The sequence below is a fragment of the Streptomyces sp. NPDC056452 genome (assembly GCF_042796085.1).
GTDB lineage: Bacteria > Actinomycetota > Actinomycetes > Streptomycetales > Streptomycetaceae > Streptomyces.
Map to the genome: position 1 here is coordinate 73,676 of NZ_JBHTRI010000006.1, position 21,814 is coordinate 95,489.

The following is a 21,814-nucleotide window of genomic DNA, read 5'->3' on the forward strand; positions in this document are numbered from 1 at the left end:
GGTCCTCGGGACGAGGCGACGGCAGGGCGGGCCGTCATAGCGTCACGACCATGAGAATCGGAATCTTAGGAACGGGCAATGTAGGGCGGGCGCTGGCCATGGGCTGGACCCGGGCGGGACACGACGTCGTACTCGGGTCGCGGCGGCCCGACAACGCGCGGCTGCGACCGGAACTGGCGTCAGCGGCGGGGAACGACATCCCGGTCGTGGACACGGCAGCGGCCGTGGCCGGTGCGGAGGTGGTGGTCAACGCGACACCGGGCACCGCGTCCGTAGAACTGCTCGCGGGAGTCGGCGCGCCTGCCCTGGACGGCAAGGTACTGATCGACGTCGCGGTCGGCTTCGGCGAGGACGGCTCGCTCTCGCACCCCTTGGAGAGCCTGGGCGAGGAGATCCAGCGGACGTTCCCGGACGTACGGGTCGTCAAGACGCTCTGCACAGTCGACGCCCGGCTGATGGTGGCACCGGACTCAGTTGAGGGCCCCAGCACCCTGTTCCTGTCGGGCGAGGACGCCGCGGCCAAGGCCACGGCCGTCGCCCTGCTGAACGACCTGGGCTGGCCCTCGGACTCACTGCTCGACCTCGGCGGCATCACCACCGCACGCGGCCAGGAGCACTACAGCCTGCTCTTCATGGGGATCGCCGAGGCTCTCGGCTCTTATGGCTTCGGGGTGCGGGTGGTGCCGCAGGTCTGATCCAGGTGGGCTGTGCGCCTCACACGCCGGCCTCACCAGGAACTCGCTCGACTCACCCGACCAGGACACGTACAGCCCGTCCCTGGCTCGGGTGCGTCGCAGTCCTGGTTGAACCGGGCGCTGAGCCCGATCTCGGTCGGCGCAGTCGGCTGTCGAGCCAGCCCCGTATCCGAGAGACGAGCGCGTCGAGTTCGGCAATCTCCGACGCGCCGCCGAACACCGATGGACCGCTGCCGTGCGGCGCCGAGGAGCGTCTCCTTAGGGGGCGTCGTTTGGCACCACTGTTGAGCTCCTCTCCGAGCTCGTGCCGCCCGGCGATCGGCTGTTCTGGCATTGCCCCGTGAGTGCATGCGCTGATGGCCGACGCGTATAGGTGCGCGGACCCGACGCACCCGACAGGGGCACGCCTCTCCGGGTGCGATCCTCAGTCCAGCGAAGCCGAGGGTGTGAGGGCAACGGAGAGGGCCCCCGCTCGGTCTCAGTGCCATCGAAACCCGTAAGGTGCGACGACCCGAGCGCCTGATAACAGAGCAGAGGTCATGTTCAGACGATATAAGGATAGATATCAATGCCATCGGCAATGACTTCCACGAACACTCCGGCCTGCAAGCGTTGCGCGTTCGACGGAGCGTCGATCAACATTATGTCTGTTCCGATTCGGATTCCAGCCACGCCGTCTTCATCCAGAGATTCGAGCTCGCCCCTGATGAGGACCGAACCCTTCTGGTAGTCGCCGAGGATCGCGGCGTTCCCCTCCGTTTTTGAAATGGATTCAATATCTCCTGGAATGTCGAACTCAACCACATGCGTGCCCATGGTAGGAGCACCCTTTCCGCGCCATCTGCCCCAGGCCCTACCGAGCGGGCAAGTGAAAGCGACAAACGTCCCTGACGTGTCAATTAGTTCTTCGACCCTGATGTCCATTACTTCAACCCAAGGGGTACTCGAACCATCGTATTGTCAATAATCCAGGTGTTTGTTGGTGATATGAAGGTCCACGTCTCCTTGTGGAAATGGAACCTCGTGGGCTTGCTATTCATTTCATGATCTCCGAGTCGGATGCTGCGACCCCCATCGGCTGATACTAGTCGATCCGGGTCCGGTAGGCCCGTTCGGGGGTGAATGTTCGTGTAAGGGCCCTCGCCGAGAAATTCTTCCCATTCCGCCATCGCCTGGTGCGGTTTGCGGGGTCTCGGGTCTTTCACCTCGGGTGTTGTTATTACTTTCTCCTGGGGTGGGCAGGAGAAAAGTCCCAAGGGGTCGACTTCTCGATTTGGGTTGTTTACGTAGGTCGCGTTATTAAATGATGGAGCGAGACCGAGGGGATCGGGGGTCAGATAACGGGCGGTTTCTGAATCATAGTGCCGATGGAAATTGTAATGGAGTTGCGTTTCTGAATCGAAGTATTGGCCTGGGTGACGCAGCGGGGTGTATGCGGTACTCGTTGCCGTCCACGCAGTCATCCCCCACAGCGTGCTGCGCGTTCTCCAGGCAATTTCCCCCGCCTCGGTGACCAGTTCGGTAGGTGAGCCGACGAGATCTGTGATAATCGAGAAAAAGCGTTCGTCGACGACCTTCTGTGGCAGGTCGGAAAGAAGTACGCGCTCCGTTTGGGCCAGAGGGTGCAGTCCCTGGTGCTCCCAGGTAAGAGCAATTTGGGTTTGGCGGGCTTCAAGCTCCGAGACTTCCTCGCACAGGATTGCTCCATCCCAGGTGAACGTGACGCGATCGAGGACGGTCACGCCGTCTTCCGCCAGCCGCTGCTTTGCCGTGCGTCTGCCAAGCGCGTCGTATTCGTAGCACCACATGGTGCCGTCCGGGGTGATGACCGAGCGCAAGCGGTCTTCGGAATCCCACGCGTAGCGCCAGGCTTCGGGCTTGCGCGAAAGGCGGGTTTTCTGGCGGAGGGTGACGCGGCCCAGTGGGTCGTGTTCGTAGCGGACGTTGCCCGCGCGGGTGATAGCAGTGCCTGCGTATTCTCGGGCACCGACTGCTTCTTGACCGGGGTGGGTTGCGGGCCAGGAGGCGCCGGTTTGGTTTCCTGCTGCGTCGTAGGCGTAACGCTCGGTCCAGTTCGTGGCGTGGACGGCCGTAACCCGTCCGTTTGGGTCGAGGTCGAAGGTGCGGGTGCCCCTGAGCTGATCAGCGAGGGCGACAAGGTTGCCGTCGGAGCGGTAGGTGTACTCGCGCCGTTGGATGCTGCATCCCGCCATCCCGGTGACTTGTTGATCGGTGAGGCGGCCGAGCAGGTCGTACTGGTTGCTGAAGGAGACGGAGTCGCCGAGCCGACGCGTGATCTCCTGCCCGCCCGCGTCGTGCTCGAAGGTGATGGTGCGCCCGGATGTGGTGAGAGAGACACGGCGACCTGCGGTGTCGTAGGTCCACGTGCTCGTGACCCTGCTGGGTGTGGTGCGCCCGGTGCGGCGTCCGAGCTGGTCGTACTCGTACGTCATTGTTCGGCCGTTGACCGTCTCGGACCGGAGACGTCCGTGCCGGTCGTGGAGGTAGGTGATGGTGGCGTCCGCGTTGACCGCCTCCGCGAGCTGGTCTGAGAAGTCGTAGGCGAAGGTGGTGACTGCGCCAGCGGCGTTCTTGGAAACGATCCGGTCCAGGGCATCCCGCTCGAAGCGGATGGTCTGGCCAAGGGCGTCGGTGCGAGCGGTCAAACGCCCTGCCACATCCCGCTGGTAGGCCAGGGCGCGGTTGTCGAAGTCTGTTTCGGAGGCGAGGTGCCCGGCGGCATCGTAGGCGTAGTTCCAGGTCATGCCCTGGGGGTTGAGGACCTGGGTAAGGCGGAGTTCGCGGTCGTATGCGAACTCGTAGCGCACGCCGTCCGGACCAGCTCGGGCGGCCAAGAGGTCGAAGTGGGTGTACTCAAAGCGGGAGACGGCGCCCATGGCGTCGGTGTGGGTGAGGCAGTTGCCCTCACCGTCGTACGTCCAGGACTGGGATGTGCCGTCCGCGTCGATGCGCCGCGATAGTTTGCCCTCAATGGTCCATTCGAGGCGGGTGATCGCACCGAGGGGATCGGTGAGCGAAGCAGGGCGGCCGAAGGCGTCCCTCGTGACCTGATTGGTTGCGCCGAGCGGGTCCGTGATTTCGACGGGAAGGCCAGCCGCGTTGTTGCGGATAAGGGTCGTGTTGCCGAGAGCGTCCGTCACGGAGGTCGGGTGACCGGCCTCGTTGTACGTGGTCCGGGTCGTGGCGCCGGCCGGGTCGGTGACGGCGAGGCGGTTGCCGCGCTCGTCGTACTCCTGGCGAACCACGGTGCGGTCCGGGTTAGTGACGAGGATCGGCAGCCGCAGGTTGTTGTACTGTGCGGAAGTTTCGCGGCCGTCCGGGCGTACTGCGGAAATCGGCTGTCCGGCGTCGTCGTATGCGAAGCGATTGGTGCGGCCGAGCGGGTCCGTGCGGGACAGAAGGCGGTTGTAGCGGTCGCGTTCGAAGCGGGTTGTCGCGCCCAGCGGATCGGTCTCGGCAACCACTTGGTAGTTGTCATTGACAACGTAGCGGTGGACGGCCCCGCTGCTGCTGGTGACGGTCGTGACACGCATCCCGCTCTCGGGATCCGTGCCGTCGTAGTCCAGCCGCAAGGCCATGTGGCCTGCGGCGCCGCCTTCCGCTATGCAGCGGTTCTGGTCGTCGTAGGTGTACTCATACCGGCTGTCGTTGGTGTCGGTCCAGGAGGTGACCCGGCCACGGCCGTCATAGGCGAACCGGAGCGGGAGCCCTGACGAGTTGATGACCTCGGTGAGATGGCCGTCGGTGTAGCGGTAGCGGAGGATCTCCTGGTCGGTACCATCCGCGGCAGCCCCTGTCAGGTGGAGTGCGGTGATCCGGCCCTCGCTCGTCGTGAGCTTCAGGTGATAGCCGCCACCGTGGACGATCGAGGCCGGTGCTCCGGTCTCGTCGTGCTCGAACTGGATCCAGTTGCCGTTGCGGTCGTCGATCTGTACCAGGAGTGCGATGTCTTCAGCAGGGCGCGGGCTGAAGTGCCGTACACGGCCGCTGTCCGGATCGGTGATCGTGTAGTCCCCGGCGGTGTCCAGATCGAGTGGCCAACGCGGGCCGTGACTCGGCATGACCGGCACACCTGGCGCGGGGTGCGGATAGGACAGCAACAGACCGTCCTCGCACACGAAGATGATGCCCTGGGAGTCGATCTCCAGCCGCTGGTCGGCCGTGGAAGACCAGGAGGGCCCGAACCAACGGCCCGCACGGTAGTCGGAGGCCACCCGGCGACGGAAGATCAACGGGAGCGTTCCCGGTAGAGCGATGTCCGTCTGTGGCAGGTACATCGTTCCGGTGGCCAGATCTACCGGATCCGTGGGGTCTTTCTCCACGCCCTTGTCAGGCTTCGATGTCTTCGCCGGATCGTCGACGCCCTTGCGGGCAGCACTTTCCGCCCCGTCCTTCAGCCCGTGGCGAACAAGGCCCTTGACGAAGCCCCCGCCCTTGGTGCCGACCAGCTCGGGGAGAAGTCTGCCGATGAATTCGGAGGGGTCTCCCTTGGCCGCGTCCCAGGCGTTCTTCAGCGCACGATCGGGGTTGGCGGCGGTGGACGCGAGGCCGGCGAGCGTCATGTTGACGCCCTTGTAGTACTCAGCCGGGTGGGTCAGGTTGTACGGGTCGGTGGGATTGACCGAGCGGACGAAGTTCACCAGCCCCGCGGTTCCCTTGATGACACCGGCACCGACGTGGGCGAGCTCGATGCTCTGGCCCACTCCGTAGTCGATGAGCTCCTGCTTGGCTCGGTCCAGGCCGGTCGGTTCCTTCGGGGCGTGGGCCATCGCTGCGGTGATCGCGCCCTTGGCCGCTTCGGCGGCCTCGTTGCGCGCACGCCGGGCGTGCTCAAGCATCTCCTGGGCATGCTGCCGCTTGGCGGCACCCGGATCGGAGAACGTCCCCGGATGGGGGAGCGGATGATCGGTGTTGCGGACCGCGTTGTACGCCTCCGCCTTCTCCTTGAACGCGGCAGCAGCCGTCTCGTAGTCCTGCTTGCCCTCCTTGTGGAGAGCGATCGCCTCACGGGCTTTCCCTTGCGCGCTGGTGACTGTCCCGGCGTACGTCTCCAGCGCCGTTGCGGCATCCTCGAACGCATCCGCCGCGCGTAGCCAGTCGGTGGGCAGGGTCTCGAACTTCGCCCGGAAGGCGTCGGCGGCCTCACCCTTCCAGTGACCGGAGTCGAGCCTCTTCATCCCGCCGCCGACGAGATCGAACGCCTTCTGGAAGTCCCGGAGGTTCTTCACCGCCGCGCTGATCTTCTCCGGCCTGCCATGGATCAGCTCGTTCGCTTCCTCGGTCTGGCCGAGTTGCTGCTCACCGACCTCTGCACCCAGCGAGGACGCGGTCTCGTCCCCCCAGTCCTCAACCTTGTCCGCCCACTCATCCGCACCGACCTTCTCCAAGCCGGAGCCGACAAAGTCGGTGCCCTTGTCGATCCCTGTGCCGACGATCTCCTTGCCCTTGTCGACCAGATTGCCGGCACCGTCGTAGAGGTCACCGCCGAGCTTTCCCCAGTCCACCATCAGCGACTTTCCCCCCATCGCGGCTGCTCAGCCTGATCGACCGTCTCCTGCGACGGATCGAGCTGCTCCTTGAGCCGCTCATCCGCCGCCGCCCGCACCGCAGGGTCCAGCAGCCCGTTCCGCTCCATCGAGTCGAGCGCGGAGTCCTCCACGTCGTAGGCGGTGTCCTTCCAGGTCTGGTTCACCTCGTCCTGGGCCTCGCTCATCGACTCCCAGCTGTAGTCCGGGTTGTCGTACGCGGACTGTGTGCTGATCGTGTCCCAGCTCTTCGTCTTGACCTCGTCCTCGGACAGGTGCGGATTCCCGTTCAGCGAGTTCACGCCGACCTTGATCGAGTCCTTGACGTACTGCTCCTGCTCCGCGTAGGAGCCCGCCGACAGGCCGACCCCGAGCGCGAAGCCGTTCCCTTTCTGAGTGAGGGCCCGCACACCCCACTCCCAGCGGTTGCAGAACGTCTCGAACTCCGACGTCAGCCCGCCATGCCCCAACTCAAGCCCCGACAGGGCGAGATCGGAGAATCCCCGGCCGGTCGATGCCTGGCCGATGAACCCGAGCTCTTTCAGCTCGGCATGCGCCAGATCGATCCCCTTCGCGATCGCAGCCAACGCCGCAGGCGGGACCTGGAGGTCAGAACTTTCCCCGCTCACTGCGTCCCCCCGAGATCCACCGCAACCGCATCCGGCACGATCCCCACCACCGGCGGGAACAACATCCCGCCGTCCACACTGCCCGCATCCAGGGCCACCCCCGCCGGGCCCGGCAGCATCGGCACCATCACATCCAGCAACCGCGCACCGAGAACGGTCCGGTAGGCCCACTCCCGCCCGGCCTCACCACGAGCCAGCGCGAACTGAGCCAACGCCTCTTCGTCGGAGAAGGCGCAGATCCAGCGAACGCCACCTTGGTCGGCGGACCACAAATCGCCGTTTGCATCGAGCGGAACCAGTACCGCCGTTCGCCGGAACTCACCCAGCAACGCAGCAAACTCTCGGCGAGCTGACAGCAGTTGATTCTTCTGGTTCTCCGCCGACGTAGCAGCGGGCACCTGTTCCTGCGGCCGGCCCGGCAGATCCGCCAGGTCTGCAAGCCGCGAGCGCCTCTGCTGCTCCGGTATGTCATCCCCACCCGTGGTCATGCGTAGGATCATCACACGCGTAAATTTCCGAGTGCAACGTGATACTGCCTACTGGCTGGAAACGCGCTTCTTCTGGCAGAAGACCTGTGGACACGGGCCCTGGCGCACGGCTTTGCTGCTGGGCTCGGCGGTCACCGGTCCAGGGCGGGGCGAGGGGTGCCGGTGGCGTGACCGCCGCCGCGATCCCGGCGCCCCGCTGCCCCGTTTCTTCAGGCCTTCAGCTGGGTGAAGCGGAGGTGGTTGCCGAAGGGATCGCGCAGGCCGCAGTCGATTCCGTACGGGCGCTCCGTCGGCTCATCGGTGAACTCCACGCCTCGGGCCAGCAGCGTCTCGTACGTCTTGCGGCAGTCGTCCGTGGTGAGGATGAGCGCGCTGCCCAGTGCGCCCTTGGTCAGGAGTTCGCGGACCTGCTCTGCCGTTTCCTCGGACATCGCCGGAGGGCCCGGCTTCTCCAGCAGGACCTGGCGGTCGGGGTGGCCGGGGACGCTGACCGTGAGCCAGCGCATGAAACCCATGTCGACGTCGGCGTTCACTTCGAGGCCGAGCTTGCCGACGTAGAAGTCGAGGGCCTCGTCCTGGTCGAGGACGAAGATCTGTGAGTGCGTGATTGCGTTGAACATGTGCATCACGCTAGTCGGGAGGCCGGGCGAAAACTTATCCAAAACTGCTCAGCCGTCGGCCCGGGTGGAGGGGCCGCACCGGCGTTCAGCCACTCGGCCGCGTCCACGCTTTCGTGAAGCACGTGGGTACGTTCATGGCCGCCGTCTCCTTGCGGTACGTCCTCGGCGAACGGCCGACGACGTCGCGGAAGGTGCGGCTGAAGGTACCCGTGCTGCCGAAGCCGACCTCGTAACAGATGTCCGTGATGCTGCGGTCGGTCTCCCGCAGCAGGAACATCGCGCGTTCGACACGGCGCCGCTGCAGATAGCGGTGCGGCGTCTCGCCGAAGGTGGCCCGGAAGGTGCGGGCGAAGTGCGCCGGTGACACATGGGCGATCCTGGCCAGCGCCGGTACGTCCAGTGGCTGCGCGTAGGCGCGGTCCATGGCGTCCCTTACCCGGAGCATGCGGCGATTGGTCTCTTCGGCGGTGCGGCTCACGGCGCCATCCCACCACAGGACTCCGGGCTTCCCGTCGACAGCTCAGCCGCTGATGGGCACGGCAGGCGCGAGCCGACCGGATGAGGTGTCCGACGACTCTGTCGTACCCCCTCAGTACGCTCGGACCATGAGTGTCTCTCTCTACTACTGCGCGAGCCGGGCGATGCCGCTGACGGATGCCGAGACGGCCGCGGTCGAGCGCATTGTCACCGCACACATGGCGTCCTTCCCGTACGAGGACCAGGAGAGTCTGTACCTGTACGACAGCGAGGACAGCCGACCGGACGAGGTGGTAGCCGGCTCCACCAAGATGCCGCTCGATCCTGACCGGGTGCTGACAGTGCTCGACCATGTGCTGGGCTCGGTCACCGAGTTGCGCCGTGCTCTCCCCGGAGCGGAGTGGCGCGTGCATCTGGACGACCTCGACGTCCCGTGGGAGGAGACCGAGGGTTACGCCTTCCCCGGCATGCGCGATGCGGACCTCGCGGCCGAACTGGGCGGTCTCTGAGGCCAGGTCCTTGCGGACTCGCATCCAGCGGCGCGGGGTTGTCAGTGGGTGGCGCCACACTCTCGGCATGAGCACTTCTTGGTCCGCCTCAGCCGCCACGTCCGACGCCGACCCTGTCTGGGTGGAGTCGATGGGCGGCCCTCTGGTCGTCGTTCCGGTCTCCGCGCTGGCTTCCTGGAACGGGTGCACCGAGGCCGGTGTCATCGTGGGGGACGCGAGCGCTCCGGACGATTACGACCGCGCCTGTGCGGTGGACGATCTGGCCGGCGTGATCGTCGTCGGCGACAGCGGGGCGCAGGCCCTTGTCCTGGCGGACGAGCCGGCCACCAGCTGTTTCCTGCCCGAGCATCGGGTCTTCCTGCGTTGGCTCGGCGCAGACTCCGAGGACGGGCTGAAGGCAGCAGCAGAGGCAGTCCTCGCGAACCCCGCCACCGAGTGGGAGGAGTGCGGCACGTGGGCGTCGGACGGCCCGGCCGTGCTCATGGACTCCGCGGAGGCGGGAGCCGATCTGGGCGTCGAGTATCCCGGCGGTGGGGTGCCCGCTCAGGCGCCGGTCCACCTGCCCGCGGGCCGCTGGACGGTTCGCGCCGTCCACACCGAGGCGGATGAGAGGAACTCGGTCGGGCTGGTCCAGTTGCTCCCCGTCGACGCCTGACCGGGGCAGTCGCTTCGTCCGGCTCGGGAAGCGGACCTGGCCACGAGCCTTTGGACTCCCTGGGTCAGCTCGTGGCGCGGATCGCGGCGATGTCGAACTGGAGGCGGAGCCTCTCGCTCACCATGGCGCCGCCCTCGGCCAGCCGCGCGTTGTACGTCAGGCCCCAGTCGGAACGGTTGATGGTGGTGGTGCCGTCGAAGCCGACGCGTTCGTACCCGAACGGGTCGGTCACGTAGCCGATGTAGGTGAGGTCCAGGACCACGGGGCGGGCGATTCCCCTGATGGCGAGGTCGCCCGTCATGCGGTAGACCTCCTTGCTCGCCATCTGCACAGCGGTGCTGGTGAAGGTGATCCGCGGGTGCCTCGCGGCGTCCAGGAAGTCTCGGCCGACCAGATGGGCGTCGCGCTGCTCCACGCCCGTGTCGACGCTCGCGGTGGCCAGTGCGATCTGGGCCCTGGAACGAGCCGGGTTCCGGCCGTCGAAGTAGAGGCGGCTCTCGTACTCCGCGAAGGAACCGCGCACCGTCGTCACCATGGCGTGCCGCACGGAGAATCCGATCCTGCTGTGCGCGGGGTCGATCATCCACTCTCCGGTGAGAGCCGCCAGGGCCGGATCCGGCACCACCGCAGCGGTGGGGGCCGTGGGGGCCACCGGGGCGGTCGGTGCCGCTGTGCGTCGGAGGGTGGAACTACGGCTGAAGAGGTTCATGATCATCTTGTTACTCGGGGGTAAGCAGCGCCCGCAAGGCCCGATGAGGAAACCCGACCATTCATGAGCAGACTTTCACAGGGTGGAGTTCCGGTCGGTACCATCGCCACGGAACGAACGACCTGCTGGTGGGAATCCGTGGTGGCGGCCTGCGGATATCCAGTTGGGCACGTGGCCGAGGAATGGCAAGGTGGCGCTCATGCCGTCGCCCACAGTCGAAGAAATCCTCCGTGAGCTGCACGCCTCGCTCATACTGCGCAGGCGTCCGGAGGATGTGGCCCGGCTCATCCAGGATCTGTACGCGGCCCAGGGCACCGAACTCGACGCGACCACGGAGGCGGCACTCGCGAAGGCTGCCGAGCATTCGCTGCGCAATCTCTGGCACGGTTACACCTCCATGCGCGAGGACTTCGCCCGCCCCGTCGGCGCGCAGCGTCAACTCACCCGTGTAGCAGGCCTGTTCACGGACGTCCCCGAGCTCGCCGACAGTGCGGGAGACGATCCGGACCGGATCGAGGCAGTCATCCGGCGTGCAGGCGGGTCCATAGGCCGCGCGTACGGACAGAACGACTTCGGCGTGGACCGTCTCGACCGGGCCGAGCGAGCTGCCGCCGGTCTCGGCGAGGTCTCCAAGCGCCAGTACAACAAGCGTTTCCGTCTCCTGCGCCGTACGGAGGCGAAGCTGGCGCGGCTGATTCACGAGCAACGCCGCCGCGAGGTGACCATGACGGGCAAGGGGGCGCTCGCCCACGCACTGCCGTACGGCCTCTTCGCCACGGATCCGGACACGGCGGCCTTCATCGCGTACTTCACAGCGCGGGGCTGCATGCGCAGTGTGTTCACCAACGGCCGGCAGCGCCAGGTCTACGACGAGGTCGCCGACGCCCTGTTCCAGCGCCTGCGCGCGCAGCCTGAGCGGACCTGCTGGTCCGCGGTCGCGCACGTGCATCCCACGTCGGAGGTGCTGGGCGCGGTGTCCGACGAGGACCTCACCCGCCTGCTGGTCCGGTGGAACGGCTTCCTGCGCCAGGTCGCGGAACTGTTGGAGGACGCCTGGAACCGGCATCCGTTGGAGCGCGACACGATGATCGTGCGCCGCGGCGACGACTCATCGACGTGGAACCAGGCCGCACAGGCGTGGAACGCGGCCCGGGCCCACTGGTTCGCGATCCTGTCCGAACTGGGCCAGGACAACATCCTGGATCGCGTCTGCCCGGGCAAGGTGCCCCGGCTGATGGCTGCCGATGTGGCGTACTGGCACCGCATGAGCGGCGGCGGGCTGCACCCTGACACCTACATCTGGGCCGAGCTGCCGTTGCCCTGGGAAGTGCTTCGGGGAGAGAGGGAATGCCCGCGCTCACTGGTCGAGGAAGTCTGCGCGCGGCATCGGATGGACCCGGTCGCCGGTGCCTGGACGGCTCCCAGGCCCACGGTCGAGGCTGTCGCCTTCCGCCGGACGCCCGAACTGGTCCACGGTGTCGCCGTGGGGGACCCGCTCATGGCCAGTGCCCTCCGGTCCGCCGGAGTGTTCTCCGGCAAGGGCAAACGCGCAGCGGCGAAGGAGTGGCTGTGATCGACGGCTACGGCTCCAGCACCTCGGGAAATCCGGTTGCCCGGGACGGCGCCCCCCGGCCATGATCGACGCGGCGACGAGGAAGCTCTGTGGAGGAGCGCCCGGCTCTGATCCCGGGTGGACGTAGGTTCGAATCCTGCCCTCGTCGCCGCCCTCGCTTCGCACCCGACCTGCTCAAACCGAACTTGGAATAGGCCCGTTGAGGCTTTCGGGAGTGCGCTCGTCGATTCCTCGCGAGCGAGCGCAGCAGCAACCAGCCGTCACCACTTCCCATCTGCCCGCCGGGCGCGGCGGCAGGTCCCGGCGCGCGCCGACCGACTCCGTACAGCCTCCCGGTACCCGGGAGCGCGATCCGTCCGTTTTCGATCATTCGTGAATCGATCCAGGTATGACGTGATCGTTAAAGGTCGGAAATCGGCGCGATTGGCGCCCGATGCTTCACCCAACCTCCTTATAGTGGTCCCGCGTTGATCGTATGGCCGCAACGCGCGAAGCCGTCTCCCAGGAGTCCGTACGATGACGACCCCTCGTCCGTCCGCCGCGCCCGCATCCGGCGGCGGCTGCCCCGCGCACGCAGCCACCGCTCCCGTACCGCTCAGCGGCCCGGAGTTCCACACCGCTCCGCAGGCCCTCTACCGGACCATGCGGCACGAGTACGGGCCCGTCGTGCCGGTCGAGCTCCCCGGCGGTTTCCCGGCCTGGCTGGTCGTCGGGTACCGCGAGCTCCACCAGGTCACCAGTGACGGCGAGCTGTTCCCGAGAGATGTCGGGCTGTGGAACCAGTGGGAGCACATACCCGAGGACTGGCCGCTGCTCCCCATGGTCGGCCGCCCCATGCCGTCCATCTACTTCACCGCGGGCGCCGAACACCGGCGGCATGCCGAGATGGTGGTGCCCGCGCTCGAGAGCGCCGATCCGTTCGAGATCCGGGGGCACTGCGAGCAGCTCGCCGACCGCCTCATCGACGACATCTGCAGCCGGGGCACGGCCGATCTCGTCGCCGAGTTCGCCGAACCGCTGCCCGTTCTCGTCCTCGCCCGGCTCGTCGGCTTCCCCGACGCCGAAGGAGCGGACATCGCCCGTGTCCTGAAGGACCTGGCCGACGGGGGGCCCGGCGCGCAGAAGGCGTACGGGCAGTTCGCCGAGCACATGCAGCGGCTCGTGGCGGTCAAGCGGGACGCTCCCGGGGACGACGTCACCTCCCGGATGCTCGCGAACCCGGAGCCGTTCACCGATCAGGAGTACGCGCTCGACCTCATGGCCATCACCGCCGCCGGCCATCTGACCACCGCCGACTGGATCGGCAACTCCCTGCGGCTGATGCTCACCGAGGACCAGTTCGCCGACTCGCTCTCCGGAGGCCGGCGCAGCATCGGCGACGCCATGAACGAGGTCCTCTGGGAGGAGAGCCCGACGCAGATCCTCGCCGGCCGCTGGGCGGTCCGCGACACCCAGCTCGGCGGACGGACGATCCGCGCCGGGGACATGCTGCTGCTCGGCCTGGGGGCGGCCAACACCGACCCCCTCGTACGCCAGGACCTGGGGTCCGACGGCGCGGCGAGGCACAGCAGCAACAGCGCGCACCTGGCCTTCAGCCACGGTGAGTACCGCTGCCCCTTCCCCGCGCAGGAGATCGCCGAGACCATCGCCCGTACCGGGATCGAGGTCATCCTCGACCGGCTGCCCGATCTCGAACTCGCCGTCCCCGAAAAGGACCTCGTCCGGCGGCCGTCCGCCTTCCTGCGCGGGATGAACGCGCTCCCCGTCCGGTTCGCTCCCGTACGTACGACAGGAGATCTGCTGTGAACTGCCCTCACGCGACCGTGGTCATCGACCCCATGGTCCAGAACCTCGACGGTGAGACCGAGCAGCTGCGCCAGGCGGGCCCGCTCGCGCGCATCGAGCTGCTGGGGGTCCCCGCGTGGACCGTCACACGCCACGCAGAAGCACGTCAACTGCTCGTCGACCCGCGGCTGGTGAAGGACCTGGACGCCTGGGGGCTGTGGAGGAGCGGGGAGGTCACCCATGCGTGGCCGCTGATCGGAATGATCGATGCCGGACGCTCCATGTTCACGGTCGACGGCGGCGAGCACCGGCGGCTGCGGACCAAGACCTCCCAGGCGCTCACCCCGCGCCGGCTCGAGGCAGTCCGCCCCGCCATCGAGAAGTTCACCGAGGAGCTCCTCGACGCCCTCGCCGAGCAGGGCAAGGACGGTGTCGTCGACCTCAAGGCCGTCTTCGCCCAGCCGCTGCCGATGCGGGTCGTCGGACTGCTGATGGGGGTGGACGAGGACCAGTTCCCGATGCTGACGAAGCAGTACAAGGCTTTCTTCTCCATGCTCACCCCGCAGGAGGAGCGGCTGGCACTGCTGCGGGAACTGGACGTCTTCTACACCGACCTCGTGCGCGAGAAGACGGCCCGGGCCACGGACGACCTCACCAGCGCCCTGATTCTGGCCGACGAGGGCGGCGAGCCCCTCACCGAGGAGGAGGTCGTCGGCAACCTCAAGGCCATGGTGGCCGCCGGGCACGAGACGACGATCGGGCTCATCCTCAACGCCGTACGCGCGCTGCTCGCCCACCCCGACCAGTTGCAGAAGGTGCTGGACGGGGAGATCCCGTGGGAGACGGTGGTGGAGGAGACGCTGCGCTGGGACACGCCCACCACGCACCTGCTGATGCGTTTCGCCACGGAGGACATCCAGGTCGGCGACCAGGTGATCGCCGCGGGAGAGGGTGTCGTCATCTCCTACCGGGTCATCGGACGCGATGCCGAACAGCACGGCGAGGACGCCGACTCCTTCGACATCACCCGCCCGACACCGATCCGGCACATGACCTTCGGTCACGGCCCCCACATCTGTCCCGGTGCCGCACTGTCACGGGTGGAGGCCGGCATCGCGCTCCCCGCCCTCTTCGCGCGCTTCCCCGCGCTCAAGCTCGCGATACCGGACGACGAGATCCGCAAGCTTCCGGTGATGACGCAGAACGACATGGAGGCCTTCCCCGTCCTGCTGCACGGCTGAGGCGCCGTGGACGAGGAGAACCTGCGCACGGCAAGAGATGTGGACGCGTAAGGGCGGGGCGGCGTCGTGCCCGTACGCGGGGCGGTGTCGTGCCCGTACGCGGGGCGGCGGCGCGCCCCTGCGCGGGGGTGGTGTGCGGGCCCCCGACCTCCTCCCGGCTCCTGTTACGCTTTTGACGGGTCATGAGTTCCAGTGGAAAGCCCCGGCTCGCTGGACGGCACCCCGCTCCGCTGCGGGTGCTCCGGGTGACGACCCGCCCCGCGCGGCACCGTGCGGGGAACAGCGGACCACCGGGGACGGGCCCCCGGGGTCCAGGACCCCGGAAGGCGACCACAGCCATGCTCCCTCACCTCATTCACCACGACGCCTGCTCGCGGTACGCGCCCGGCCACCACGTGCACTGGATCCATGCCAAGAAGTGCGTGCAGGAACCCGGCCAGGCCGTGGAACTCCTGCTGACCGCGGGCGATGTCCGCGACGACGGCTGGCTGGTGCTGCGCGCGGCCTTCGAACACCCCGGCGGCCTCCCCGAGGTATGGATGCACGCCCCCGCCGATCTGCGGGAGTTGCTCACGGACCACCGCGGCCGCGTGTACTGGCTGCCCCGCTGGCACGCGCTGCGGTTCGTCGGCCTCGGTGGTGAGGCGACCGGCCTCGTGAACGTCGGAACCGAGGGCGGTCCGCTGTGCGGGACCACCGCGCCCGATCCGCAGCACACGGGCCGCGGGAACTTCACCTACGGGCTGTAGCCAACAGGCCCCGGAATCAGTCGCGTTCGGCCGGTACCGCCCGATCCGGGCGGGCCGGTCCGTTCGCGATACCGGACGGAGTCCGGGTTTTCGTCGAATACGTGCTCAATCCGTTGACGCAAGACGTGTTCGATTCTACGGTCCCGTCCTGGTCGACCGTCCGAAGTTACGGGCGTCGTTCGATCAGCCGAACAGATGAATGTCATGCGCATGGCAACCTCCTGTCCCCTCGGTGACGACTGCCGGGTACCCCGACACGACCGAAGAAGGTCTCCTGATGAGCCGCATCCCGAGAAGAATCCGGCGAAGGACCCTCGCCGCCCTGCCCGCCGCACTCCTGCTGGCGCTCGTGCCGACCAGCGCGTCCGCGTACCCCAACCCCGGTGTCGTCAACGGCGACATCGTCGTCCACGACCCCTCCATGATCCGGAGCACGTCCGGCCAGTACCTGCTCTACTCCACCGGCGAGGGCCTCCAGCTCCGCACCTCCACCGACCGCACCGCCTTCGGCCGGTCGGGCAACGCCTTCACGACGAAGCCGAGCTGGTGGAAGAACTACTCGTCCGCATCGGACCCCTGGGCCCCGGACATCTCCTACCGCGGCGGCAAGTACCTGATGTACTACGCCGTTTCGTCCTTCGGCTCGAACACCTCGGCGATCGGCCTCGCGGCCTCCACCACCGGCCAGGCGGGCAGCTGGAGCGACTACGGGATCGTCCACACCTCGAACTCGTCGAGTGACTACAACGCCATCGACCCCAACCTCTTCGTGGACGACGACGGCAAGTGGTGGCTGTCCTTCGGCTCCTGGTGGACCGGGATCAAGATGATCCGCGTCGACCCGTCGACCGGCAAGCAGTACGCCGGAGACACCGCACGCCGCTCGCTCGCCTCCCGCCCCACCGGAACCAAGGCCGTCGAGGCGCCCTCCATCGTGAAGCGCAACGGCTACTACTACCTCTTCGCCTCGTACGACACCTGCTGCGCCGGCACCAGCTCCACGTACAAGATCAAGGTGGGCAGGGCGACGAGTGTCACCGGGCCCTACTACGACCGCAACGGCGTCAACATGCTCAGCAACGGCGGCACCCCCGTCATGGAGTCCCACGGCCGGTACATCGGCCCCGGCGGGCAGTCCATCCTCGCCGACTCCGACGGTGACCTGCTCGTCTACCACTACTACGACGGCCAGGACAACGGCACGCCGAAGCTCGGCGTCAACCTACTGAACTGGAGCAGCGGATGGCCCGTCGCCTACTGACCCTGCTGAGCGCCCTCCTGCTTGCCCTCGCGCTCGGGCAGCCGGCCGCCACACAGGCCGCGCCGTCCGAGACGTCCTCCGTGCAGGCCGCCGAGGGGCGTCCGTACACCAACCCCGTCAAGGCGCAGAAGGGAGCCGACCCCTGGATCTCCTACCACGACGGCAACTACTACCTGGTGTCGACGAGTTGGACCGACGTCATCACCATGCGCAAGTCGCCGACCCTCGCCGGGCTCGCGACCGCGCCGAGCGTGCAGGTCTGGAAGGGCGACGCCTCCTCGCGCTGCTGCAACATCTGGGCACCCGAGCTGCACTACTCGGGCGGCCGCTGGTACCTCTACTTCGTCGCCGGGCAGAACATCGCCGACTACAACCCCACGCAGCGGGTGCACGTGCTGGAGAGCGCCGGTACGGACCCGATGGGCCCCTACACGTACAGGAACCAGCTCGGCAGCACCTGGATGCTGGACCCGAGCGTGCTCACCCTCAACGGCTCGATGTACCTGCTGGGCAGTGCGAGCGGCGGCGGGACACAGAACCTGGTGATCGCGCCGATGTCGAACCCGTACACGCTCAGCGGGTCGTTCTCGACGATCTCCACGCCGACGTACGACTGGGAGAAGTCGGGCGGCACGGTGAACGAGGGCGCCGAGGTGCTCCAGCGGGGCGGGAAGACGTTCATCGTCTACTCCGCCAGCGGCTGCTGGACCCCCGACTACAAGCTCGGGCAGCTCACCCTGACCGGATCCAACCCGCTCTCCGCCTCCTCCTGGACCAAGAAGTCCACCCCGGTCTTCCAGCGCAACAACGCCGCCGGGGTGTACGGGCCGGGGCACAACGGCTTCTTCACCTCGCCCGACGGCACGGAGAGCTGGATCGTCTACCACGCCAACGACTCGGCGTCCGAGGGCTGCGACAACGGGAGGACCGCGCGGGCACAGAAGTTCACCTGGAACAGTGACGGGACACCGAACCTCGGCACGCCCGTCGCCCTCGGCACCACCCTGGCCGGGCCCTCGGGCGAGAGCGCGGCCACGCCGACCGCGTACACGGTGGTCAACAGGGCCACCGGAAAGTGCCTCGACGTGAACGGTTCCTCGACCGCCGACGGAGCGAACGTCCAGCAGTGGACGTGCAACGGCGGCACGCAGCAGAAATGGCGCATCGAGGACCAGGGCGACGACACGAGCCGCCTGGTCGACGTCGCTTCGGGCAAGGTGCTCGACACGGCGGACTGCTCCACCGCCGACGGCGCCGACCTGCGCCAGTGGTCGTGGCTGAACAACACCTGCCAGCGCTTCGGCCTCGTCACCACGGCGGCCGGCGGCTGGGTGCGCATCGTCAACCGGGCGAGCGGGAAGGTCGCCGACGTGGCCGACTGCTCGGCCGCCGACGGTGCGGACGTACGGCAGTGGTCCTGGCTGAACAACAACTGCCAGCAGTGGAAGCTCACTCCGGCAACCTGAGGACCTGGGGTCCGGGCCGCGCCCGGACCCCAGGGTTCCTGCGCCGCGAGAGGCCCTGGGCTGCATGCGTATGGTCCCTCTCCTGGCGCTCGCCCCGCACCGTTCCACCACGGCCGGGCTCCTGGCAGAAGCGGCGCGCGAACGTGGCATGGAGGTCGTGATCCTGTCCCGCGACGGGATTCCGGACCGGCTGCGGGGGAGCGGGAGCACGCACTACTACGGCGGCCCGCACTTCGCCTCCGATGCTGCCGGGCCCCTGGGGCTGGCACTCCTGGAGCCGGACGAGGGCTGGCTGGACGCTCTGCCGTACGCATTCACCGGACGCAGGATCAAGCGCGTCACGCTGTCCCAGGCCCGCCGCGAGAAGAGCCCCGTCTTCGTGAAGCCGCCCACCGACAAGAGCTTCCCGGCCGCGGTGTACGAGGACGGAAGCGCGCTCCAGGTGCTGACGCCCCGGAGCGACCCGGTGGTCCAGGTCAGTGAAGTGGTGACCTGGGCACAGGAGTTCAGGCTCTTCCTGCTCGACGGGGAGATACGGACCGGCTCCCAGTACGCCACCTTCGGCCGGCTGGACGCCGCACCGCTGGAGGGGCACCCGGACGAGGGCAGGATCCGGGACTTCGCGGGGCGGCTGACCGAGGCCTGCGGGGCCACGCTCCCCAGCGGGGTGGTGGTCGACATCGGGCGGATGCGGGGGCCGGGCGGCCGGGACGCCGAGCGGTGGGCGGTGGTCGAGGCCAATATGGCCTGGTTCAGCACCGGGTACGCGGCCGATCCGGCCGGTGCGCTCGACGTGGTGCTGCGGGCCGCGGGACCCCGCGGGCAGGTCCTCGGGCGGGACGCGCGGTTCTGCAGGCCCTGAGGCAGGGCGCCCGGCCCCGGCCCCGAACCGGCCGGTGACGCCACGAGCCGCGGGTCGCGGGTCGCGGCAACCTTTCGGGGCGCGGCGGCGACTACCTCCCGGAACCCCCACCTCTTCCCCACGGAACGGATCAAGCCATGGCAGCGAATCGACATGCCGCGCTCCGCCGAGGACGGCGCACCGGACTCGTGGCGGCGGCAGCGGCGACGGCGCTCGCGGCGGTCCTCCCGGTACAGGCGTACGCAGAGGCCTCCGGTGCGGCGGCCGCGGCCGCCGCACTCACCGTCGCCAAGGACGGCACGGGCCAGTACACCACCGTGCAGGCCGCCGTGAACGCGATCCCGGCGGGCAACACCGCACGCGTCATTGTCTCCATCAAGCCGGGTACCTACCGCGAGACGGTGAAGATCCCCGCCACCAAGCAGAACGTCACGCTCCTGGGCAGCGGATCCGGCCGCGGCGACACCGTCATCGTCTACAACAACGCCTCGGGCACGCAGAAACCCGACGGGTCGGGCACCTACGGGACGAGCGGCAGTGCCACCGTCGCCGCCGAGGCGGACGGCTTCCAGGCCCGCAACCTCACCGTCTCCAACGACTTCGACGAGGCCGCGCACCAGAACATGAGCGGACTGCAGGCCGTCGCCCTGCGCACCGCCGCGGACAAGGTCTTCCTCGACTCCGTGATCGTCACCGGAGACCAGGACACCCTGTTGCTCGACTCCGCGTCCAAGGCGACGCTCGGCCGTGTCTACATGACCAACTCCTACGTCGTCGGCAACGTCGACTTCATCTTCGGGCGGGCCAGCGCGGTGATCGACAAATCCGTCATCACCCTGAAGAAGCGATGGGACGGCAGTTCAGCCGGCTACATCGCCGCGCCCAGTACCGCCGCGGACCGCAAGGGCTTCCTGATCAACAACTCCACCGTCAACGGGGACGTCTCCGCGGCGAGCTTCTACCTCGGCCGGCCCTGGCACGCGGGCGGCGACGCCTCCCTCGACCCGATGGCCACCTTCCGCAACACCACGCTCAGTGCCGCGATCAAATCCGCCCCGTGGACCGACATGAGCGGCTTCTCCTGGAAGGACGACCGATTCGCCGAGTACAAGAACACCGGGCCGGGCGCGGGTTCGGCGAGCAGCAACCGGCCGCAGCTCTCGGACTCCGGGGCCGCGGAGCAGGAGACCGCCGACTGGCTGGCCGGGTGGACACCGTCGGCATCCTGAGTCACGGTGTGCTGGACGGAGCCGGGGATCGCATGATCGAAGCGCTTCGATGCCACTCTGGACAGTCCCTGTGAGCGAGTCTAGGCTCCACGGTGTCTATGCATGTCAGAGTGTAAAGGGAACCAGGAGTGGACGCTGTCGAAGCGCTTCACCAGGTCTCCTTTCGGTCCTCATCTGTAATGGAGAGCTGAATGGTCACGCTTGCCGAGGTCGCCCAGCACGCCGGAGTCTCCGCGAGCACGGTGAGCTACGTCCTCAGTGGGAAGCGGTCCATCTCCGCCTCCACCCGGGAGCGGGTGGAGCACAGCATCCAGCAGCTTGGCTACCACCCCAACGCCGGGGCGCGGGCCCTCGCCAGCAGCCGGTCCAACATCATCGCCCTGATGGTGCCGTTGCGCACCGACATGTACGTGCCGGTGATGATGGAGATCGCCATCGCGGTCGCCACGACCGCACGGACCCACGGCTACGACGTCCTCCTCCTCACCGGGGAGGAGGGGCCCGCCGCCGTCCGGCGGATCGCGGGCAGTTCGCTCGCGGACGCGATGATCCTGATGGACGTCGAACTCCACGACGAGCGGCTCCCGTTGCTGCGGGAGTCCGGGCGGACCGCCGTCCTCATCGGCCTGCCCGCGGACACCGCCGGACTGACCTGCGTAGACCTCGACTTCGAGGCCACCGGGGCGCTGTGCGTGGAACACCTCACGGGGCTCGGACACCGCGAGATCGCGGTGATCGGTGAGGCCGCCGCCGTCTACGAGCGGCACACCGGTTTCGCCGAGCGGACGGTGGACGGGATACGGGCCAAGGCGCAGGAGTCCGGGGCCAGGGTCCTGCACCGGCCCTGCGAGGGCGGGTACGCGGCGATGGCCGGCACCCTGGGCCGGATCTTCGACGAGCGGCCGGGCACGACCGGGTTCATCGTGCAGAACGAGGCCGCCGTCGAGCCGCTGCTCAACCTGCTTCAGCAGCAGGGCCGCGCCGTGCCGGAGGACGTGTCCGTCGTGGCCATCTGCCCCGAGCAGGTGGCCGCCCAGGCCTCCGTGCGTCTCACCTCGGTCGCCATTCCCGCACAGGAGATGGGCCGCCGTGCGGTCGAACAGGTGGTGGCCAAGCTTGCGGGCCGAGGCACGGACGAAGTGGAGCTGTTGGTACCGGAGTTGACGGTCCGCGCGAGCACCGGACCGGTTCCGGCCTGAGCGGTGCCGGGTCGCCTCACCCGTTCGGGTGGACGGTCTTCCGGCGCTCCGCGGTACGCGCGGGGCCTGCGGCGGCATAGGGGTCAACGGGGCTGGGAATGAACCTGGTTGCTCAAGATTC

General features: G+C 67.9%; 19 protein-coding genes, 1 tRNA gene and 1 riboswitch. Of the genes, 13 read left to right on the plus strand and 7 right to left on the minus strand.

All coding sequences use genetic code 11. The features are described from left to right. Positions 1–50: 50 nt before the first annotated feature. Positions 51–695 (plus strand): NADPH-dependent F420 reductase, encoded by a 645-nt coding sequence (locus ACFQ6X_RS08100; RefSeq protein ID WP_383177661.1) that lies wholly within the window; start codon positions 51–53, stop codon positions 693–695. Between the two features lie 543 nt (positions 696–1,238). Here ACFQ6X_RS08100 and ACFQ6X_RS08105 read toward each other — a convergent pair. From ACFQ6X_RS08105 to ACFQ6X_RS08130, 6 genes are all read right to left on the minus strand, one after another. Next, positions 1,239–1,511 carry a hypothetical protein gene (locus ACFQ6X_RS08105; protein WP_383177664.1) on the minus strand — a complete coding sequence of 91 codons (273 nt, stop codon included), beginning with the start codon at positions 1,509–1,511 and terminating at the stop codon, positions 1,239–1,241. 107 nt (positions 1,512–1,618) lie between these two features. Then, positions 1,619–6,223, minus strand: coding sequence for a putative T7SS-secreted protein (locus ACFQ6X_RS08110; RefSeq protein ID WP_383177667.1), 4,605 nt, complete (start codon positions 6,221–6,223; stop codon positions 1,619–1,621). Beyond that, positions 6,223–6,870 carry a hypothetical protein gene (locus ACFQ6X_RS08115; protein WP_383177670.1) on the minus strand — a complete coding sequence of 216 codons (648 nt, stop codon included), beginning with the start codon at positions 6,868–6,870 and terminating at the stop codon, positions 6,223–6,225. Before ACFQ6X_RS08115 ends, ACFQ6X_RS08110 begins: the two co-directional genes overlap by 1 nt. Beyond that, entirely contained in the window at positions 6,867–7,358 is a 492-nt protein-coding gene (locus ACFQ6X_RS08120) for an SseB family protein (RefSeq protein ID WP_383177673.1), read from the minus strand. The genes ACFQ6X_RS08115 and ACFQ6X_RS08120 overlap by 4 nt, the downstream gene beginning before the upstream one ends. 209 nt (positions 7,359–7,567) lie before the next feature. Next, complete coding sequence (locus tag ACFQ6X_RS08125; RefSeq protein WP_383177676.1) at positions 7,568–7,978, minus strand: VOC family protein; 411 nt, start codon at positions 7,976–7,978, stop codon at positions 7,568–7,570. Between the two features lie 85 nt (positions 7,979–8,063). Beyond that, positions 8,064–8,456, minus strand: a complete 393-nt coding sequence (locus tag ACFQ6X_RS08130; RefSeq protein ID WP_383177679.1) for a helix-turn-helix domain-containing protein — start codon at positions 8,454–8,456, stop codon at positions 8,064–8,066. A 127-nt stretch (positions 8,457–8,583) separates the two neighbouring features. Between ACFQ6X_RS08130 and ACFQ6X_RS08135 the strand changes: the two genes are divergently transcribed. Both ACFQ6X_RS08135 and ACFQ6X_RS08140 read left to right on the plus strand, forming a co-directional pair. Further along, a complete protein-coding gene (locus ACFQ6X_RS08135) occupies positions 8,584–8,964 on the plus strand; it encodes a hypothetical protein (protein ID WP_383177682.1) in 381 nt (126 codons plus the stop codon). A 67-nt stretch (positions 8,965–9,031) separates the two neighbouring features. After that, positions 9,032–9,619, plus strand: coding sequence for an Imm21 family immunity protein (locus tag ACFQ6X_RS08140; protein WP_383177685.1), 588 nt, complete (start codon positions 9,032–9,034; stop codon positions 9,617–9,619). Between the two features lie 64 nt (positions 9,620–9,683). Here ACFQ6X_RS08140 and ACFQ6X_RS08145 read toward each other — a convergent pair whose 3' ends face one another. Then, positions 9,684–10,328, minus strand: a complete 645-nt coding sequence (locus ACFQ6X_RS08145; RefSeq protein WP_383177688.1) for a YceI family protein — start codon at positions 10,326–10,328, stop codon at positions 9,684–9,686. Positions 10,329–10,527: 199 nt separating this feature from the next. On the opposite strand from ACFQ6X_RS08145, the gene ACFQ6X_RS08150 reads away from it, so the two are divergent. The 10 genes from ACFQ6X_RS08150 to ACFQ6X_RS08195 all read left to right on the plus strand — a co-directional run bounded on the left by ACFQ6X_RS08150 (position 10,528) and on the right by ACFQ6X_RS08195 (position 21,693). Next, positions 10,528–11,901: a hypothetical protein gene (locus ACFQ6X_RS08150; protein ID WP_383177691.1), complete on the plus strand. Its 1,374-nt coding sequence runs from the start codon at positions 10,528–10,530 to the stop codon at positions 11,899–11,901. 75 nt (positions 11,902–11,976) lie between these two features. Then, positions 11,977–12,049, plus strand: a tRNA-Gln gene (locus ACFQ6X_RS08155). A gap of 368 nt (positions 12,050–12,417) precedes the next feature. Continuing rightward, on the plus strand, positions 12,418–13,707 hold the full coding sequence (locus ACFQ6X_RS08160; RefSeq protein ID WP_383177694.1) for a cytochrome P450: 1,290 nt from the start codon (positions 12,418–12,420) through the stop codon (positions 13,705–13,707). Continuing rightward, entirely contained in the window at positions 13,704–14,927 is a 1,224-nt protein-coding gene (locus ACFQ6X_RS08165; protein WP_383177697.1) for a cytochrome P450, read from the plus strand. Before ACFQ6X_RS08160 ends, ACFQ6X_RS08165 begins: the two co-directional genes overlap by 4 nt. Before the next feature lie 178 nt (positions 14,928–15,105). Beyond that, positions 15,106–15,216, plus strand: a riboswitch (SAM riboswitch). 49 nt (positions 15,217–15,265) lie between these two features. After that, the gene (locus ACFQ6X_RS08170) at positions 15,266–15,676 is read left to right on the plus strand and encodes a hypothetical protein (protein ID WP_383177700.1); all 411 of its coding nucleotides are present in this window, start codon (positions 15,266–15,268) and stop codon (positions 15,674–15,676) included. A 277-nt stretch (positions 15,677–15,953) separates the two neighbouring features. Next, complete coding sequence (locus ACFQ6X_RS08175; protein ID WP_383177703.1) at positions 15,954–16,937, plus strand: arabinan endo-1,5-alpha-L-arabinosidase; 984 nt, start codon at positions 15,954–15,956, stop codon at positions 16,935–16,937. After that, positions 16,919–18,403 (plus strand): family 43 glycosylhydrolase, encoded by a 1,485-nt coding sequence (locus ACFQ6X_RS08180; protein ID WP_383177706.1) that lies wholly within the window; start codon positions 16,919–16,921, stop codon positions 18,401–18,403. Before ACFQ6X_RS08175 ends, ACFQ6X_RS08180 begins: the two co-directional genes overlap by 19 nt. 64 nt (positions 18,404–18,467) lie before the next feature. After that, complete coding sequence (locus ACFQ6X_RS08185) at positions 18,468–19,265, plus strand: ATP-grasp domain-containing protein (protein WP_383177708.1); 798 nt, start codon at positions 18,468–18,470, stop codon at positions 19,263–19,265. Positions 19,266–19,402: 137 nt separating this feature from the next. Continuing rightward, on the plus strand, positions 19,403–20,494 hold the full coding sequence (locus tag ACFQ6X_RS08190) for a pectinesterase family protein (protein WP_383177711.1): 1,092 nt from the start codon (positions 19,403–19,405) through the stop codon (positions 20,492–20,494). A gap of 191 nt (positions 20,495–20,685) precedes the next feature. Continuing rightward, positions 20,686–21,693, plus strand: a complete 1,008-nt coding sequence (locus tag ACFQ6X_RS08195) for a LacI family DNA-binding transcriptional regulator (RefSeq protein ID WP_383177714.1) — start codon at positions 20,686–20,688, stop codon at positions 21,691–21,693. Positions 21,694–21,814 lie beyond the last annotated feature (121 nt).

What these genes read in the sequence shown, in the direction of transcription:
- ACFQ6X_RS08100 (WP_383177661.1), top strand. Translation starts at nt 51, where the DNA reads ATGAGAATCGGAATCTTAGGAACGGGCAATGTAGGGCGGGCGCTGGCC.
- ACFQ6X_RS08105 (WP_383177664.1), bottom strand. Translation starts at nt 1,511, where the DNA reads ATGGGCACGCATGTGGTTGAGTTCGACATTCCAGGAGATATTGAATCC.
- ACFQ6X_RS08110 (WP_383177667.1), bottom strand. Translation starts at nt 6,223, where the DNA reads ATGGTGGACTGGGGAAAGCTCGGCGGTGACCTCTACGACGGTGCCGGC.
- ACFQ6X_RS08120 (WP_383177673.1), bottom strand. Translation starts at nt 7,358, where the DNA reads ATGACCACGGGTGGGGATGACATACCGGAGCAGCAGAGGCGCTCGCGG.
- ACFQ6X_RS08125 (WP_383177676.1), bottom strand. Translation starts at nt 7,978, where the DNA reads ATGTTCAACGCAATCACGCACTCACAGATCTTCGTCCTCGACCAGGAC.
- ACFQ6X_RS08135 (WP_383177682.1), top strand. Translation starts at nt 8,584, where the DNA reads ATGAGTGTCTCTCTCTACTACTGCGCGAGCCGGGCGATGCCGCTGACG.
- ACFQ6X_RS08140 (WP_383177685.1), top strand. Translation starts at nt 9,032, where the DNA reads ATGAGCACTTCTTGGTCCGCCTCAGCCGCCACGTCCGACGCCGACCCT.
- ACFQ6X_RS08145 (WP_383177688.1), bottom strand. Translation starts at nt 10,328, where the DNA reads ATGAACCTCTTCAGCCGTAGTTCCACCCTCCGACGCACAGCGGCACCG.
- ACFQ6X_RS08150 (WP_383177691.1), top strand. Translation starts at nt 10,528, where the DNA reads ATGCCGTCGCCCACAGTCGAAGAAATCCTCCGTGAGCTGCACGCCTCG.
- ACFQ6X_RS08160 (WP_383177694.1), top strand. Translation starts at nt 12,418, where the DNA reads ATGACGACCCCTCGTCCGTCCGCCGCGCCCGCATCCGGCGGCGGCTGC.
- ACFQ6X_RS08170 (WP_383177700.1), top strand. Translation starts at nt 15,266, where the DNA reads ATGCTCCCTCACCTCATTCACCACGACGCCTGCTCGCGGTACGCGCCC.
- ACFQ6X_RS08175 (WP_383177703.1), top strand. Translation starts at nt 15,954, where the DNA reads ATGAGCCGCATCCCGAGAAGAATCCGGCGAAGGACCCTCGCCGCCCTG.
- ACFQ6X_RS08180 (WP_383177706.1), top strand. Translation starts at nt 16,919, where the DNA reads ATGGCCCGTCGCCTACTGACCCTGCTGAGCGCCCTCCTGCTTGCCCTC.
- ACFQ6X_RS08185 (WP_383177708.1), top strand. Translation starts at nt 18,468, where the DNA reads ATGCGTATGGTCCCTCTCCTGGCGCTCGCCCCGCACCGTTCCACCACG.
- ACFQ6X_RS08190 (WP_383177711.1), top strand. Translation starts at nt 19,403, where the DNA reads ATGGCAGCGAATCGACATGCCGCGCTCCGCCGAGGACGGCGCACCGGA.
- ACFQ6X_RS08195 (WP_383177714.1), top strand. Translation starts at nt 20,686, where the DNA reads ATGGTCACGCTTGCCGAGGTCGCCCAGCACGCCGGAGTCTCCGCGAGC.